Source organism: Mycolicibacterium houstonense (assembly GCF_900078665.2).
GTDB lineage: Bacteria > Actinomycetota > Actinomycetes > Mycobacteriales > Mycobacteriaceae > Mycobacterium > Mycobacterium houstonense.
Map to the genome: position 1 here is coordinate 3,714,432 of NZ_LT546207.1, position 15,127 is coordinate 3,729,558.

General features: G+C 65.2%; 15 protein-coding genes. 5 read left to right on the forward strand and 10 right to left on the reverse strand.

All coding sequences use genetic code 11. The annotated features are described in order from the left end of the window. Window position 1 precedes the first annotated feature (1 nt). Window positions 2-979, reverse strand: coding sequence for a glycoside hydrolase family 6 protein (locus BN4332_RS18535; protein ID WP_066900672.1), 978 nt, complete (start codon window positions 977-979; stop codon window positions 2-4). 62 nt (window positions 980-1,041) lie between these two features. Then, window positions 1,042-2,652 carry an FAD-binding protein gene (locus BN4332_RS18540; protein WP_066900439.1) on the reverse strand — a complete coding sequence of 537 codons (1,611 nt, stop codon included), beginning with the start codon at window positions 2,650-2,652 and terminating at the stop codon, window positions 1,042-1,044. A 91-nt stretch (window positions 2,653-2,743) separates the two neighbouring features. On the opposite strand from BN4332_RS18540, the gene BN4332_RS18545 reads away from it, so the two are divergent. The 5 genes from BN4332_RS18545 (at window position 2,744) to BN4332_RS18565 (ending at window position 7,302) form a co-directional block, all read left to right on the forward strand. Beyond that, the gene (locus tag BN4332_RS18545; protein ID WP_074133110.1) at window positions 2,744-3,337 is read left to right on the forward strand and encodes a TetR/AcrR family transcriptional regulator; all 594 of its coding nucleotides are present in this window, start codon (window positions 2,744-2,746) and stop codon (window positions 3,335-3,337) included. 92 nt (window positions 3,338-3,429) lie between these two features. Continuing rightward, window positions 3,430-4,056 carry a DsbA family protein gene (locus BN4332_RS18550; protein ID WP_066900674.1) on the forward strand — a complete coding sequence of 209 codons (627 nt, stop codon included), beginning with the start codon at window positions 3,430-3,432 and terminating at the stop codon, window positions 4,054-4,056. Between the two features lie 16 nt (window positions 4,057-4,072). After that, window positions 4,073-4,399 (forward strand): MmcQ/YjbR family DNA-binding protein, encoded by a 327-nt coding sequence (locus tag BN4332_RS18555; protein ID WP_066900443.1) that lies wholly within the window; start codon window positions 4,073-4,075, stop codon window positions 4,397-4,399. A 156-nt stretch (window positions 4,400-4,555) separates the two neighbouring features. Further along, on the forward strand, window positions 4,556-6,025 hold the full coding sequence (locus BN4332_RS18560) for a glyceraldehyde-3-phosphate dehydrogenase (protein ID WP_066900445.1): 1,470 nt from the start codon (window positions 4,556-4,558) through the stop codon (window positions 6,023-6,025). Between the two features lie 83 nt (window positions 6,026-6,108). Next, a complete protein-coding gene (locus tag BN4332_RS18565) occupies window positions 6,109-7,302 on the forward strand; it encodes a polyamine ABC transporter substrate-binding protein (protein WP_066900447.1) in 1,194 nt (397 codons plus the stop codon). Window positions 7,303-7,304: 2 nt separating this feature from the next. On the opposite strand, the gene BN4332_RS18570 is transcribed toward BN4332_RS18565, so the two are convergent. The 8 genes from BN4332_RS18570 to BN4332_RS18605 form a co-directional block, all read right to left on the reverse strand. Further along, window positions 7,305-8,687: a helix-turn-helix domain-containing protein gene (locus BN4332_RS18570; RefSeq protein WP_066900449.1), complete on the reverse strand. Its 1,383-nt coding sequence runs from the start codon at window positions 8,685-8,687 to the stop codon at window positions 7,305-7,307. Window positions 8,688-8,758: 71 nt separating this feature from the next. After that, window positions 8,759-10,048: a metal-dependent hydrolase family protein gene (locus BN4332_RS18575; protein WP_066900451.1), complete on the reverse strand. Its 1,290-nt coding sequence runs from the start codon at window positions 10,046-10,048 to the stop codon at window positions 8,759-8,761. A gap of 29 nt (window positions 10,049-10,077) precedes the next feature. After that, window positions 10,078-11,499: an APC family permease gene (locus tag BN4332_RS18580; RefSeq protein WP_066900453.1), complete on the reverse strand. Its 1,422-nt coding sequence runs from the start codon at window positions 11,497-11,499 to the stop codon at window positions 10,078-10,080. A gap of 240 nt (window positions 11,500-11,739) precedes the next feature. Further along, on the reverse strand, window positions 11,740-12,387 hold the full coding sequence (locus tag BN4332_RS18585) for a zf-HC2 domain-containing protein (protein ID WP_066900455.1): 648 nt from the start codon (window positions 12,385-12,387) through the stop codon (window positions 11,740-11,742). Then, complete coding sequence (locus BN4332_RS18590) at window positions 12,384-12,932, reverse strand: sigma-70 family RNA polymerase sigma factor (protein ID WP_264077797.1); 549 nt, start codon at window positions 12,930-12,932, stop codon at window positions 12,384-12,386. The genes BN4332_RS18585 and BN4332_RS18590 overlap by 4 nt, the downstream gene beginning before the upstream one ends. A 2-nt stretch (window positions 12,933-12,934) precedes the next feature. Continuing rightward, window positions 12,935-13,387, reverse strand: coding sequence for a COG4315 family predicted lipoprotein (locus BN4332_RS18595; RefSeq protein ID WP_084459323.1), 453 nt, complete (start codon window positions 13,385-13,387; stop codon window positions 12,935-12,937). A 19-nt stretch (window positions 13,388-13,406) separates the two neighbouring features. Continuing rightward, window positions 13,407-13,982 carry a cytochrome b gene (locus tag BN4332_RS18600; RefSeq protein WP_066900461.1) on the reverse strand — a complete coding sequence of 192 codons (576 nt, stop codon included), beginning with the start codon at window positions 13,980-13,982 and terminating at the stop codon, window positions 13,407-13,409. Beyond that, on the reverse strand, window positions 13,979-15,037 hold the full coding sequence (locus BN4332_RS18605) for a catalase family peroxidase (protein ID WP_308208439.1): 1,059 nt from the start codon (window positions 15,035-15,037) through the stop codon (window positions 13,979-13,981). Before BN4332_RS18605 ends, BN4332_RS18600 begins: the two co-directional genes overlap by 4 nt. Window positions 15,038-15,127: the final 90 nt, after the last annotated feature.

A 15,127-nucleotide genomic window follows, 5' to 3' on the forward strand; every position in this document is an offset into this window, starting at 1 on the left:
CCTACCGGCCCGCGTTGCGGGTGAGGTCGATGGCGTACTGGCTGACGAAGGTGCCCGCGGACGCCTCGCCGTCGCCGCACGCGCCGTCGGACTCACCGGGACGCTTCACCCACAGGAACGCGTCGACGTTGCCGTGTCCGGTCGCCGTCGTCGGCGCCGCGCCGAGTGCCCGCCCGCTGGGGTTGCACCAGTACATCTCGCCCTCGGCGGGTCCGGCGCCGTTGCGTGACGTGTCGATCACGTAGGGCTTGCCGCCGGTCATGCCGGAGATGGCGTCGCCGTAACCGACCTCCTCCTCGGTGGTGAAGAAGTTGGCGGTGTTGAGGCTGAATCCGCGGGCCTTGGCCACGCCGACCCGGTTGAGCCGGTTGGCCATCTCGTCAGCGGCCACCCAACGGGAGTGGCCCGCGTCGACGTACACCGCGGTGCCCGGGTTGCGGGTGAGCGTGTCGACGGCGTAGCTCATCAGGTTGTAGCGCTCCTCGCGCTGATCACCCGACAGGCAGTCGGCCATGGCGAGGGCATCGGGCTCGAGGATGACCGCGGCCGGCCCGCTGCCGATCGCGGCGGCGACGCCGTCAATCCAGCCCTTGTAGGCGTCACCCGAGCCGAACCCACCCGCGGCGTAGCTCCCGCAGTCGCGATGCGGGATCGCGTAGAGCGCCAGGATCGGCATCGTGCCTGCGGCCTGCGCCGCGGCGATGTACTTGGCATCCACCGCGGGGCTGGACACATGGTCCATCCAGTACGCCGTGGGTGTGTTGGCGATGAGCTGCAACTCCGGGCTCGGGTTGCCTTGCGCGGCGCGCGCCGCCTTCGACGAGGGATTGACGTAGAACGAGTGCCCCTCGAGCGGGTTGCCGTCAGCGGCCAGGCGCACCGCCGGCGCCGGCTGGGAGGCAAGGCCCACGGCAGCCACGGAGGCAACCGTCAGGAAAGGAGCGATCAACCGCGCGACTGCGCCAGCAGCTGAGGACATCACCTCAGGGAAAGTAATGGCGCGACGCGAGATGCGCCAGTCGCAACCCGCCGGCCCACCCGTCACCGCTCGGCCCGGCGGGACTCGAACGGCTCGACCGCATGCTCGGCGGCCCGGCGTCCCGAAAACACGCAGTCGGCGATCGACAACCCGCTGACATACGAATTGGCGCAAATTCCGATCGCCGTGCGCCCCGCTGCGTAAAGGCCGGGAATCGGCTCTCCCCCAGGAGTTGTCACCGATCCGGTGAGTTCGTCCACGACGAGGCCACCGAGGGTGAACATCGGGCACGGGTTGATCAGGCTGCGTTTGATCGAGATCGAGATCAGCGAGAAAGGGCCCTGTTCGACGGGGCGCACGAACTCGGCGGGCTTGCCCATCGGGTCTGGCAACCCGGCCGCGGCCGCGGCGTTGTGGGCCTCGACGGTCGCCCGCAGTCCCGCCGGATCGACACCGGCCTTGGCCGCCACGTCCTCGAGCGTGTCGCCGACGACCCGGTCCGTGCGCAGCATGGCTTCCATCTGCAGACGCTGAAACCAGATGGCCTGCTTGGGAAGTTGGGCTCGCGCCTCTGTGAGCAATCGGTGGTCGGCCAGGATCCAGCCCCGGCCCCCGTGGTCCTGAATCATCGCGTGGCCGACAGCCGCGCCGTAACGGGTCTCGTCGATGAATCGTTGTCCGTGCTGGTTGACGACCAGTGCGCCAAGGAACGCGCTCGGTGGAGTGATGAACCGCCATGCCGAGACGTTGTCGATGCGATCGACGGCGGCACCGACATCGGCAGCCAAAGTGATTCCGCTGCCGTCATCTGCGCTGGTGCCCAGTTGTAGTCCCTCGCGGTAACCGGGCGCGTGCTCGGCGATCCACTCGCGATTGGCGATATACCCGCCCGCGCTGAGGATGACCGCTTTGCGTACATGAATGTCGATGGTTCGGGCGTATCGACGCTCCAGACCGTTCAGCAGCTTTTCCATGGCAGCCCGTAGTGGCGGGTAGTAGATGCCCGGCTTCACCGCGAGGTCGGCGTACGCACGATAGCGGCGCCGCACCCAGGCCGGCGCATCGGTGAGGGTGCTGGCCCGCACGCCGATCACCCGGCCGTCGGGGTCGGTCAACAGCGCGACGGCGCGGGTATGGAATTGCGTGCGAACGCCGAGCCGGGCGGCCGATGCCGCAAGGGGCTGATAGATCTTCTTGCCGGATGCTCCCGGCCCTTTGGCCCGGTGGCCGCGCTGCGTCGGCGGGGTGATGGCACGGAAGCGCCCGGAGTTCTCACTGCCCGAGTAGTACAGGTAGTACTTGTTGTTCGGGTACGACGTCTTGTACGGACACACTGAGGCTTCGAACGGCACGCCGTGTTCGGTGAGCCAGTCGATCATCGCCGGGCTGGTGTCGACGAAACGGCGCAGCGTTTCCGGACGCACGGCATCGCCGATCTCGGCGTGCAGGTAGGCGTACATCCCATCGGCGGTGTCCTCTACCCCGGCCTGACGCTGTACCCAGGTGCCGCCGCCGGCATAGATGATCCCGCCGGACACCTGGGTGGCGCCGCCACCGTTGAAGCGGTCGATGGCCAGCACGTCTGCGCCTTTCGACCGTGCTTCCAGGGCAGCGGAGACGCCGGCGGCTCCGTATCCGACCACGAGGATGTCGACTGTGCGCGCGTCTGGCATGACTCTCCCTGAATGTGATCGACACCGAGCTTGAACTCATAGTTTGTACTCAAAGTACAAACTATGCGCAATCCGCTCGTAGACTGCGCTCGTGGCTGGACAGACCGGGCGGACAGTGCCCCCTGCGGTGGCCGAGAAGCTGTATGCCGCGACCGATCTCATCGCCGCCCGCGGGCTGGAGAAGACCAAGATCGAGGACATCGCGACGGCGTCCGGCGTCCCGAAGGCAACGCTGTACTACTACTTCAAGGGCAAGGACGACATCCTCGCCTTCCTCTTCCGGGATTCCCTCGATGCGCTGGCCCGCGACGTTGCCGCGGCGGCCGATGCCACCGGACCGGGCAGAGATCGCTTGGCGGCCGTGATCCAGGTCCAGGTCGCGCACACCATGAGCCGCCCCGGAACCGCCCAGGCGCTGGTCGGGGACCTCGGCCGCGCGATCCGACTACCCGAACTCGCGTCGGCCGTTCAAGAGGCGTTCTACGAACCCATCGCCCGGGTGCTCCGGACCGGGGCTGACGATGGCTCGCTACGGAGCCTTGCCGATGCCGAAACCACCGCGATCAGCATCTTCGGCGCGATCATGATGACCGCCATGCTGCACAACGTCATCGATTCCGGGAAATCACCGGACGAAGTCGCCGATGACGTCATGCATCTCGTCCTCAATGGGCTCGCGCCTTGAGCCTGAACCCGTCCGACATGATGGACACCATGACAGCCACCATGGGAACCGCCACAGCGGACCGGCCTGCGGGAAGGTCGGCCGCCTTCGCGATGATGCTCGGCCTGCTGGCGGCGCTGGTGGTGTGGGGCCCCGGCATCGGGCGGGCTTACGCGGCCGACGCGTCGCCCGCGGGCGACGTGCTTTCCATCGGCGACCCCGGGGCACCGGGACAGATCGACCTCTATCTGGATCCGCTGTGCCCGTACAGCGGAAAGATGGTCCGGGAGCAGGGCGCCGAGATCGGCCGGCGCATCGAGGCCGGCCAGCTGCACGTCAATCTGCGGCTCGTCAATTTTCTCGAAAAGTACTCGGCCAGTGGCACGTACGACACCCGGGCGATCTACGCCGCCTTCGTCGTGGCCGACCACTCGCGATCGAGTGACGTCACCTGGCGATTCATCGAGCAGATCTTCTCCGCCGATCAGCAGCCGCACGAAGAAGGCCCTACCGATCTGAGCAACGATCAGCTCGCCGGTCTGGCTGATCGCGCCGGGGCGCCACCGTCGGCCCAGGACATGATCAAGCTGGGGCTTCCGGTCCCGTACGACGCGCGCATCATCGCGGCCAACAACCTCCCCCTGCTGCGCGGTTTCCCCGAGCCCGGCGTGCCGCTGGTGGTCATCGACGGCAACCCCGTCGACGGGAACTCGGACTGGCTCGGCCGGCTGCCCGGCTGAGCAGGAGGCGCTCACCGTGCTCGACGACAACGACGTGCGCCGCATCGCGCTGTCTCTTCCTGAAACCAGGGAGAAGGAGCGCTGGCACCACCCCACCTTCGACGTGGCGGGCAAGATGTTCGTCACCATCCCGGACGACCAGACGTCCTTCGCGGTGCGCTGCCCCAGGCTCGACCGCCAGGAGCTGATCGCCGCGGAGCCGGACAAGTTCTGGGTACCGCAGCACGAGGCCGCATCGGCGTGGGTCCGCGTCCGGCTGGCCGCGCTCGAAGATGAGCAGGAGCTGCGCGACATCCTGGTCGATTCCTGGCAACAAGCCGCCCCCAGCAGGCTGACCGAGTGACGACGTTCCCCTGGGCTCCGGCGAGAAATCTGCTGTGACCTGGGCCACTACCGGCCTCAGGACACAACCACGACGCATTGCGCGTTCTGGCGGTCGTTAACATCGAAGCGCAACTCATCCGAGGGGCCAGCCCGCACGACCCACAGGACGCTTGATTTGAACTCGCCAGAACTCGCCCATTGGAATGCTCAGGAAGCACTCGCGGAGGCGATGATCCCGATCATCGGCACCTTGCACCGGGCCAAGGGCGTGACAGTCCTGCTGCACAGCCGGTCGCTGGTGAACAAGTCCGTGATCAGCATCCTGCGGACCCACCGCTTCGCCCGCCAGGTCGGCGGCGACGAGCTGTCGGTCGAAGAGACCTTCCCGTTCCTACAGGCCCTGGCCGATCTGGACCTGGGCCCGTCGAAGATCGACCTGGGGCTGCTGGTCATGGCCTACCGCTGCAGCGACGCGGGGCTGTCGGTCCCCGAGTTCACCGCGCAGGTGCTCGCCGAGGTCACCGGCGAGAACAAGCCCGAACCGCAAGGCCCGCGGGACGTGGTGCTCTACGGGTTCGGCCGCATCGGCCGGTTGGTCGCGCGCCTGCTCATCGAGAAGGCCGGTTCCGGAAACGGCCTGAACCTGCGGGCCGTCGTCATCCGCAGTAACGGCGAAGGCGACCTGGCCAAGCGTGCGTCGTTGCTGCGCCGCGACTCGGTCCACGGCCAGTTCAACGGCTCGATCAAGGTCGACACCGAGAACAACTGCCTCATCGCCAACGGCAACGTCATCAAGTTCATCCACAGCAACGACCCGTCGACCGTCGACTACACCGAGTACGGGATCAACAACGCGATCCTGATCGACAACACCGGTAAGTGGCGTGACCGCGAAGGCCTGTCCAAGCATCTGCGTCCCGGCATCTCCAAGGTCCTGCTGACCGCGCCGGGCAAGGGCGACGTGCCTAACATCGTGCACGGGGTCAACCACCGCACGCTCGATCTCGAGCAGCAGATCTTCTCGTGCGCGTCCTGCACCACCAACGCGATCGTGCCGCCGCTGAAGGCGATGGACGACGAGTACGGCATCGAGCGCTGTCACGTCGAGACCGTGCACTCGTTCACCAACGACCAGAATCTGCTGGACAACTACCACAAGGCCGACCGACGCGGCCGGTCCGCGCCGTTCAACCTGGTGCTCACCGAGACCGGTGCCGCCTCCGCGGTCGCCAAGGCCATGCCGGACCTGAAGGCCAAGATCAGCGGCAGCTCGATCCGCGTTCCCACCCCGGATGTGTCGGTGGCGATCCTGAACCTGCAGCTGCACCGGCCGACCACCAAGGAAGAGGCCCTGGAGTACCTGCGCCAGGCCTCGCTGTCGGGACCGTTGAGCCGCAACCTCGACTACACCGCGGCAACCGACGCCGTGTCCAGCGACTTCATCGGCTCACGCGCGGCGAGCATCATCGACGCCAACGCGACGATCGTCGACGGCGAGAACGTGATCCTCTACGTCTGGTACGACAACGAATTCGGTTACTCGTCCCAGGTCGTGCGGACCGTGCAGTACCTGTCGGGGATCGAGTACCCGACGTACCCGCGGATGCGGGACGAGGCGGATAAGGCGGCCTTGCTCACGTCGTAATACGCGACTCGGCGCAATCGTCCTGTCGGGTCAGCGTCATCGGCATGTTCCGGGTGGTCTGACCTGGCCTAGCGTCCAATGCCATGTTCAACGAAGGCAGTCAGGGACTCTCGGCACCGGCGGCGACGATCCATTTCAATCGCCGACGCTTCCTCGGGGGCGGTGCGGCAGTGGCCGCGGCCGCCGTGGTGGGTCCGTCGCTGCTGGCGGCATGCGGATCGGACGCCGGTCCAGGCTCCACATCGGCAACCGTTTCCGCAGATGACGGCGCGCCGGCCACCGGGGTGTTGCGCGTGTCCAACTGGCCGCTGTATATCGCCGACGGCTTTGTCGCCCGATTCCAGCAGGCGTCGGGTCTGACGGTCGATTACCGCGAGGACTACAACGACGACGAGGAGTGGTTTTCCAAGTTTCGGGAACCCCTGTCTCAGCGCCAGTCCATCGGCTGCGATCTGGTGATCCCTTCGGAGACCATTGCCGCACGTCTGCACCGGCTGGGCTGGCTCAACGACATCCGGGAGTCGCGCTGGCCCAACAAGAAGAACCTCCAGCCCGGCCTTCTCAACGCCAGTATCGACCCCGGCCGCAAGTTCACCGCGCCCTACATGTCCGGCATGGTCGGGATCGCGTACAACCGGGCCGCGACCGGCCGGGACATCGCCAAGATCGACGACCTCTGGGACCCGGCGTTCAAGGGCAAGATCAGCATGCTGTCCGACGTACAGGACGGGCTCGGAATGGTCATGCTGTCCCAGGGCAACTCCCCCGAGAATCCGACCAGTGAATCCGTTCAGAAGGCCACCGACCTGGTCCGCGAACAGAAGGACAGGGGGCAGATCCGGCGATTCACCGGGAACGACTATGCCAGCGACCTCGCTGCGGGCAACATCGTTGTCGCACAGGCGTATTCGGGCGATATCGTGCAGCTGCAGAAGGACAACCCCGACCTGAAGTTCATCATCCCGGATTCTGGCGGAACATTGACGCTGCAAAGCATGGTGATCCCGTATACCGCGGAGAACCAGGCGGCCGCTGAAGCCTGGATCGACTATGTGTACGACAGGCCCAACTACGCGAAGCTCGTCGCCTTCACCCGGTACATCCCGGTTCTGACGGAGATGACCGACGACCTCAACAAGGTCGACCCTGGTGCCGCCGCCAACCCACTGATCAATCCGCCGCAGTCGACGCTCAACCGCGTGAAGCAGTGGCCCGCACTCAGCGACGAGCAGACCAAGGGCTTCGCGGCCACCTACGCCGCGGTGACCGGGGGCTGAGGTCAGGGAATGAAGATCGCCTGAACCTGCAGGCCGTGCTCGGCCTCTGCGTGGGCAAGAACGTCGTCGACGCTGCCCCGGTCGTGAACGGCGCCATAGGTCAACCAGATCGGGGCTTGCCGCGTATCAGGCAGTTGTTTCGCCAATGCATCGACGAGGGCCAGCGTGGCGGCTTTGCTCGAGAATCCCAAGACCAGGCACGCGGTGGCATGGATCTGTTCGAACGACGGAAGACCGTTGACCAGATGGCCGTCTTCCAGATCCGACATGTCGATTCTGATCGGCACCAGGTGAGGCAGACCGTTCGGCGGGTCGGCAGGTAGTGGGCGACTGGGAATCAAGTCCTGCCGGTGGGAACGGACTGCATCGAACAGATCCAGCCGAGAGCCGATGTTCTTCAGCAGCAGCGGCGTGACGCTCAACCGCGGGCGTTCTGCCGGGGAAGCGACCTGCCTGCGATGGTCCTGGACGAGTGCCGCCGCCGAAGCGACGGACACCTCGCCAGTCTCACTATCCCGCAAGACCTCTGGCACGCAGTGCTTTCGGTACTCCATCGGGGACTTGTGAAACCAGTCCACGAATGTCCGGGTGAAGTACTTGACGTCGGAGAACCCACACGCCGCGGCGATCTCCAGCATGGTGAGGTCGGTGGTCAGTAGAAGCAGCTCTGCTCGCGACACCCGAAGAAACCCGAGCAGATCACTGAAGCTGACCGCCGCGACGTCTTTGACCAGATGCGACACATACGATTTCGAGTAATGCAGCGCCGCGGCCGTCAGTTCCAGGACGTCGCGGCGGTCCACGTTGTCACGAACGAAACCGAGGATGGTGAGGAACTTTTCGCGCTGCCCCGACCGGGGCGCGGTCTCGCGGTTGTAGTAATTCTCCAGCGAGTAACCGGTGCAGAGCAGCCGCACCAGCTCATCGGCCACGGCGCGGGTCCGCTCCGGATCGATACCGGCAGATTCCGTCCCGCCCCCGATGAGATCGAGCAGCATGCCCCGCATCAACGCCTCTTGGCGACGGTAGCGCGGAAGATCGAACGATTCGCAGGCGAAGATGATCTGTTGGACAAACGGATCCACAGCGTCGAACTGTGCGAGATCGATATGCACCAGCGCGGTCACGTTGTCGGCCGATCCGCTCAGAATGTGCGGATCGCCGGCGTTGATGACCGCAAAGTCGCCGGGTTCCAGTTCGAAGGTCTCGCAACTGACCTGGACATGTAGACCGCCACGCAGCGCATAGGCGATTTCGACGACCCCGGGGTGTCTGTGCAGGTTGGTACGCCGGATCGATTGCACGCCGGTCCGCACCGCTGTGCCAGCAGCGAAGTTGACGACCGCCTCGAACATCACCGTGCCGCCCGCGCGGGGCGCCTCCATTGCCCCGGCGAGCTGCCGGGCTTCTCCGATCCGGACGACCGGAGCGCCCAGCGTATCGCCCGGACAAACCACTACCAAACGAACTGACCGTTCTCCACCGTCAGCCTGCCGTCGCAGAAGGTCAGGTAGATGTTCGAGGCGTCGTAGACGACCATGGGGTCCTCGGTCGGATCACGCCGCAACACCAGCAGGTCCGCCAGCTTGCCCGACTCCACGGTGCCGAGCACGTGAGACATTCCCACGGCCTCCGAACCCGTCAGCGTTGCCGCGGTGATGGCCTCGCTGGTGGTCAGCCCGTGTTGGACCAGGGCGCGAAATTCGAGGGCGCTGTATTCGCCGTACTTGGTGAGGGGTTCGTAAACGGTGTCGGAACCCAGCGCGATCTTGACCCCCGCGGCCTTCGCCGTCTGGAAGCTCTCGACCGCACGCTTGCTGTATTCCTCGCCGAAGGCCTCGTCGTGGTGGTGATAGTGGTCGCGGTACAAGAAGGCGTCGGGTCGCGTCTTGGGCTGGGCTGCCTCACCGACCGGGATGAAATCCCGATACCAGTTGACGATCAGTTGCAATGTCGGCACCAGGATGGTGCCCTGCTCGGCCATCTGGCGGGCGAGTTGTTCGTCGATGTCCTCGCCGTGTTCGATGGTGTCGCAGCCGGCGTCGACCGCCATCTGGATCGCCTCGCGGTTTTCGGCATGGCACAGCACGATGGTGCCCTTCTGGCGGTGTGCCTCCTCCACAGCCGCTCGCATCTCCTCCAGCGAGTAATGCACGTCCCCGTTGCGGTCGTGCGGCCAGTTGTCCCCGCCGCTCGCCCAGATCTTGATCGCGTCGGCCCCTTCGCGCAGAAGGAAGCGGACCGCCTTGACTATCTCGTCACGGCCATCGGCAACCAGGCCCCACACCCCGTTCTCCCGCACATACTCAGGGGTGAACTGGAACAGGTCGGCGTGGCCGCCGGTGCGGGTAAGGCCGGGGCCGCAGGCGATGACCTTAGGGCCGGGGATCTGCTGCTCGAAGAACAACCGTTTGAGATACAGTCCGTTCCAAGAGATGTCACGCACGGTGGTGAATCCGCGCTTGAGCAGTTGCTGCGCCTCGTACACCGAGCGCACCGCCCGCATCAACTTCGGCTCGGCGATCACCCCCAACTCTTGGTCGTCGATCTGCGCGCGGCCGCCGGACAGGTGGACATGGGCATCGATGAGCCCCGGCATCACGTAGTGACCGTCGAGGTCCAGTTCGGTGATGTCGTCGCAGCGTCGGTACTGCGCCATCGGGACGACCGAGTCGATCCGTCCATCCCGGACAACCACGGCCTGGTCCGGGACCGGATCTCCGCCGCGGCCATCGACGACGGTCACAGATAGCAGAGCGAAATTGGTGTCGACATTCACGATGTACTGGCCTCCCGTAGTGGTGTGTGGTTGTCCTCGGGGTCTTCGCGGGCGGCGTCCTCCAGACGCAACGTGACCGGAGGGTTCCGGAACCCCTTGGTGGTGAAGGCGATATAGACGACGCCCAGAGCCAGCCAGCTCAGCCCCAGCAATTTGGCCGAGTTGTCGACGTTGAGCCAGAGCAGCAGGCTCACGGCGACGCCGACGGCCGGCAGGATCAGGAAGCGCAGCATGTCCGCACCTTGGCGCCGCCGATTGCGGATGAAATAGTGACTGATCACCGAGTAGTTGACGAGCACGAACCCGGTGAGCGCACCAAAGCTCATCAAAGATGCTGCACCAGTAAGGTTGTCGGCGTATAGCACTGCGCTCAGCGCTATCACCGAGGTGAGCACGATGTTGTTGACCGGCGTGCGGAACCGCGTATTGAGCGAGCCGAAGAACCGCCGCGGCAGTGCGCCGTCCCGGCCCATTCCGTAGAGGATGCGCGACGCGGCCGCCAGTCCAGCCATGGCACAGATCAGGCTGGCCAGGTTGTCGGTTACCAGGAATACGGTGGACAACGTGGTTCCGCCGACTCTGGTGAGCAGCTCGAAGATACCGGCGTCCGGGTTCGCTATCTCCGAATTGGCAGCCGGCCAAGCGATCTGAGTGAAGTACGAGATGATGGCGAATCCGGTGCCCGCGGCGATCGGGACAATCATGATCGCTCTCGGCACCGTCCTGGCGGGGTCGACGGTCTCCTCCGCCATGGTGGACACGGCGTCGAATCCGAGGAACGACACCGCGAGGATAGACGCCGCCAACAACACGTTGCCCGAGTCGAAGGTCTGCGGATCGAACAGCGCGGCCGGGGAGAACAGCGTCCCGCTGCCTCCGCCTCGCACCACGTAGAAGCCGATCAAACCGATCAAGGCCACCGAGAACAGGACCTGGGCGGCGATGATCACGGTGTTGATGCGCCCGGTCACCTTGACGCCGACGATGTTGGTCCACGCACCGAGGGTGGCGGCGGCGACAACCCACACCCAGACCGGCACCGCAGGCATGAACTCGTTCAGGTAGATGCCGACCAGCAGATAGCAGACCATCGGCAGCAGCAGATAGTCCACCAGCATGACCCAGCCGGTGAAGAAACCGAGCCACGGGCTGACCGCTTTCTGCACATACGTGTAGGCCGAGCCGGCCACCGGGAACGCCTTGACCATGTTGGCGTAGCTATAGGCGGTGAAACACATGACGACAGTGGTGATTACGTACGCGAGGGCCATCATTCCGCCGGTGAGGCTGGTGATGATGCCGTAGTAGTTGAAGACCACCGTCGGGGCCAGATAGGCCAGTCCGAAAACGACCAGATACCGCAGCGTGAGTACGCGCTTGAGCGTTACGTTGTGCCCCTGCTGGTCTTCGTTCGCCATGTCACCTCCGCGTCGGCGCCTGATCCCTGAGTTCAGGCTGGAAATCTATGAGACTTCCCCGCCGTCGGAACATGGCTACGACGCTGGATCGACATGACGATTGCGCTCGCTGCCGGATACCGCCACTTCGCTTCAGACATGCGAACGGCGCCCCGGCCTAGTTGGTCAGGGCGCCGTCGACAATGGATCATCGTGCCGGTTCCAACACCCGCTTTCTCGGTCGCGCCGACGCTTGCCCGTTCACCGTTCCAGGCTGGCCAGCACAGTGTTGCTGGCGTCGACGATGTTCAGCTTTCGGAGCTTCGGCATCGGAATGGATGTTGCCCCTTCGACGATTCCGGCCCCGTTGGGCATTGCCGCCCAGGTGGCCGCGGGCTGCATCGCACCGCTGTCGTCCATCGTCCGCAGCGTGAATACGCCGTCGGGTGGCAACTGTTTCAGGTCGAGCAGGATGGCGGTTCCCCACGGCTTCGGCGTCAGGGTTACCGACCCGGAGGCGCCGGCGGCAGCTACCGAATGCATGGTGAAGGTGCCCGTACCCGGCGGGATCGGCTGGCCGCGCGGAATGACCAACACAAGTGCGACGACGGCGAGTACGGCGGCACACGCGGCCAGCACTACCCGGCGGCGGACGCGACGGTTCGCTGCCGCACGTCGGGCGGCGAGCATGTCGCGCAGAGCCAGTTCCGACTCCCCGTCCTCGGTCGTGTCGGTATCCAGATCTGCCGGGTCGACTTTGCCCAGGAGAGCCGGCAGCGGCGCGAAATCCGCGGCTTCGGCGCGGCACTGTGCGCATTCTTTGAGGTGCGCCTCGAACCGCCCACGTTCCTCGGCGTCGAGGCCGCCGAGGATATAAGCGCCGAGAAGAATATGAGGTTCGTCGATCACAGCAGCCCCATCTCGTCGAACACCGCTCGCAATGCGCGCACTGCGTAGTAACTGCGTGACTTCACGGTACCCACAGCAACATTGAGCCGATCCGCGGCTTCAGCAAGAGTGAGGTCGTCGAAGTACAGCGCCTTGACCACCTCGCGATGTTCTGGGGACAACCGTTGCAAGGATTCACCGATGACGATCCGCTCCAGTGACTTGTTGACGGCGTCGGCGGTAGGCAGTGCAATATCCGTGTCGACAAGCACCTCGCCTCGCCGTGACCTTCGCCGCCATTGATCGACGATGACGTTCCGGGCAACCGTGAACAGGAACGATCTGGGATTGCCTTCTGCCGCGTCGATCTGGTCGATGTTCTTCCATGCCCGCGCGAACGTCTCCTGCACGACGTCCTCACGGTGCTGTGCATCGACGACATGGCCGGCGACGAATCGCCGGACCGCCTCGCCGTGAAGGGTGTACAGCATGGTCAAGAGCCGGTCGTCAGCCGCACGTTCACGCTGTGCGGCCGACGATCGGCGACCTCGTGGACGGTTCGGCACGTTCAGTACCGCGGGAGCCCGTCAGATTGCACAATCCCCCACTTTGAGTTCCCCAATTCCTTACCGACACCGTTGTGCTGCCCCACCGCCTTGTCCTTGACGAACGTGTACAGCGGGTGTGAATTCAAGGTCAATTGGCGGGTGCCATCCGGACGTAGGTACACACCCAATACTCCGTCAACCCCTGCCACGTGCGTCGGCAAGGGATCAGGGGCGAGGACGACGGGCCACTTCTGCAGGCAGCCCTCGACGCATCCACTGCTCGCGGGAGTATCACCTTGGAACGCGTACACCGTCATTCCCCTGGCGTCGACGATGATCTCGCCCAAGTCCGATGCCTGTTTTGCGAGGATCGGTCCCGGTTTGACCGGCTCGTCGGCGTTCGCGTAGCCCGGCGCAGCGAGTCCGGCCACCACGCCCGCGGAAAATAGGGCTGCACCAACAGTTCTTCTCATCCGATTGATATCCACGGCCTTACGTACGCCGGCGAAGCTCAAGTGGTTCACCGCGCCCGAAAGTCATTCGGCGCAGCATGCCATCACGCAGTGCCAGGGTGTGTAAGAGCACCGCCGACACGTGTGCGGCGATCATCACGACCAGCGCATACGCCACGACCGAGTGGCCGTTGCGAAGCAATCCGAACAGCTCAGCGTCCACGGGGGCGATCGATGGCAGCCGAAGCGCGCCGCCCAACACGACCGGAACCCCACTCGCCGACACCATCGCCCACCCCAGCAGCGGCTGCGCCAACAGCAATACGTACATGCCGAGCTCGGAGCCGATGATCGCGACGCGCTCGACCCGGCCGACAGTCACGGGGAGGGCCGGCCCACGATCGATGAGCCTGTTGATCACGCGGATGACGAACACCACGAACACGAGTGTGCCCAGCACCTTGTGCACGCTGAGGAGCACTGCGTAGTCCGCAAGGGCGTTGGCCAGGACGAACCCGGCCAGGAGCGTGCTGAACACGAGCACTGCGGCCAACCAATGCAGAACGCGAGTCCCGGAAGCGTAGCGGGAGCCGGATCTTGGCGCCGATGCGATCACTGCTCGACCTGCTGTGCCTCGACCTGCGGGACGGCTCCGGCGACCCCGGCGCGTCGGCGAAACGACGCCGCGTACACCGCCGAGCGAGCGGGCAGCAGCGGGTCCTCCGAGGGCTCGATCCCGTCCGGCAGCACCATGGGGTCGAAGTTGACATCGCGGCCGTTCCCGGCCGCCTCTGTCGCGATGGAGTCGAGCACCACCGTCCCGGTGTCGATGGTGCGTCGATCGGCCGGCCAGGCGATGGTCGCGTCGCGCACATCGTCCTCCGGCTCACCGACCGTCACCAGTAACCGCCACCGCAGGGGCCCGGTGCGGATGTCGCGAATAACGGTGTCGAACAACATGTTCGGGTCGTTCGATGATTTGCCGGGAGGCTTCACCTCACGCATCGGGCTCAGTGACCAGCGCACGGGTGTGCGGTCGCCGTCCGCGTTCACGAAGTAGAAGGCGTTGAGCCCCCGGAAGGTGCTGTCGGCAAAGCCCGAGGTGAGCGGTTGCCGCTTGATCGCCGTCATGGCGCGCGCGGTTTCGGGATGCACGGCCAGAAAATGCGCCATAGCCTCGGGATCCGGTTTACCGGTGCCGGGCACCGGCCGAGAGGCAAGCAACCGATCGTAGAATCCCTGTACGGAATTGTCTTGGAATACCGGAAGGTTCAGCATCGCGGTACGCCATTGCCCGTCACCGGGATATCCCATGACCAGACCCAGCCCGCGCGGAGCATTGACGGTGTCGGCCACCGTGGGATTACCACCCGGCACAGAGAACCGCCCGACCAACGGGGTCCGGCCGGTACGGAAAACGGCAGCCTTCGTAACTTCCGCCCCGGCACCGTTGCTCTCGAAGAACCCGCTGACCGCAACGCCTTTCGCATGATTGAGCCGGTAGCCGGGATGGACTCCGGCGACCTCGTGGAATGCGTCGACGAACTTCTGCGGGGTTAACCGTCCCCGCGATCCGAGCGGCCCGCGGGCGTACAGCACCGCGCCGAGATCTGCAGCCAGGAAACCGCCGACGGCCGCGATACCGAGGACGACGCTCCGCCGAGTGACCACACCACTCCGCCGTGAAGGAGAAACCACCGATCTGCGAACCATGAGCGACCTACCTCTGTGTGTCGGGTCAGTACCCGTAGGAGTACGCCC

What these genes read in the sequence shown, in the direction of transcription:
- BN4332_RS18565 (WP_066900447.1), top strand. Translation starts at nt 6,109, where the DNA reads ATGTTCAACGAAGGCAGTCAGGGACTCTCGGCACCGGCGGCGACGATC.
- BN4332_RS18570 (WP_066900449.1), bottom strand. Translation starts at nt 8,687, where the DNA reads ATGGAGGCGCCCCGCGCGGGCGGCACGGTGATGTTCGAGGCGGTCGTC.
- BN4332_RS18580 (WP_066900453.1), bottom strand. Translation starts at nt 11,499, where the DNA reads ATGGCGAACGAAGACCAGCAGGGGCACAACGTAACGCTCAAGCGCGTA.
- BN4332_RS18535 (WP_066900672.1), bottom strand. Translation starts at nt 979, where the DNA reads ATGTCCTCAGCTGCTGGCGCAGTCGCGCGGTTGATCGCTCCTTTCCTG.
- BN4332_RS18550 (WP_066900674.1), top strand. Translation starts at nt 3,430, where the DNA reads ATGATGCTCGGCCTGCTGGCGGCGCTGGTGGTGTGGGGCCCCGGCATC.
- BN4332_RS18540 (WP_066900439.1), bottom strand. Translation starts at nt 2,652, where the DNA reads ATGCCAGACGCGCGCACAGTCGACATCCTCGTGGTCGGATACGGAGCC.
- BN4332_RS18595 (WP_084459323.1), bottom strand. Translation starts at nt 13,387, where the DNA reads ATGAGAAGAACTGTTGGTGCAGCCCTATTTTCCGCGGGCGTGGTGGCC.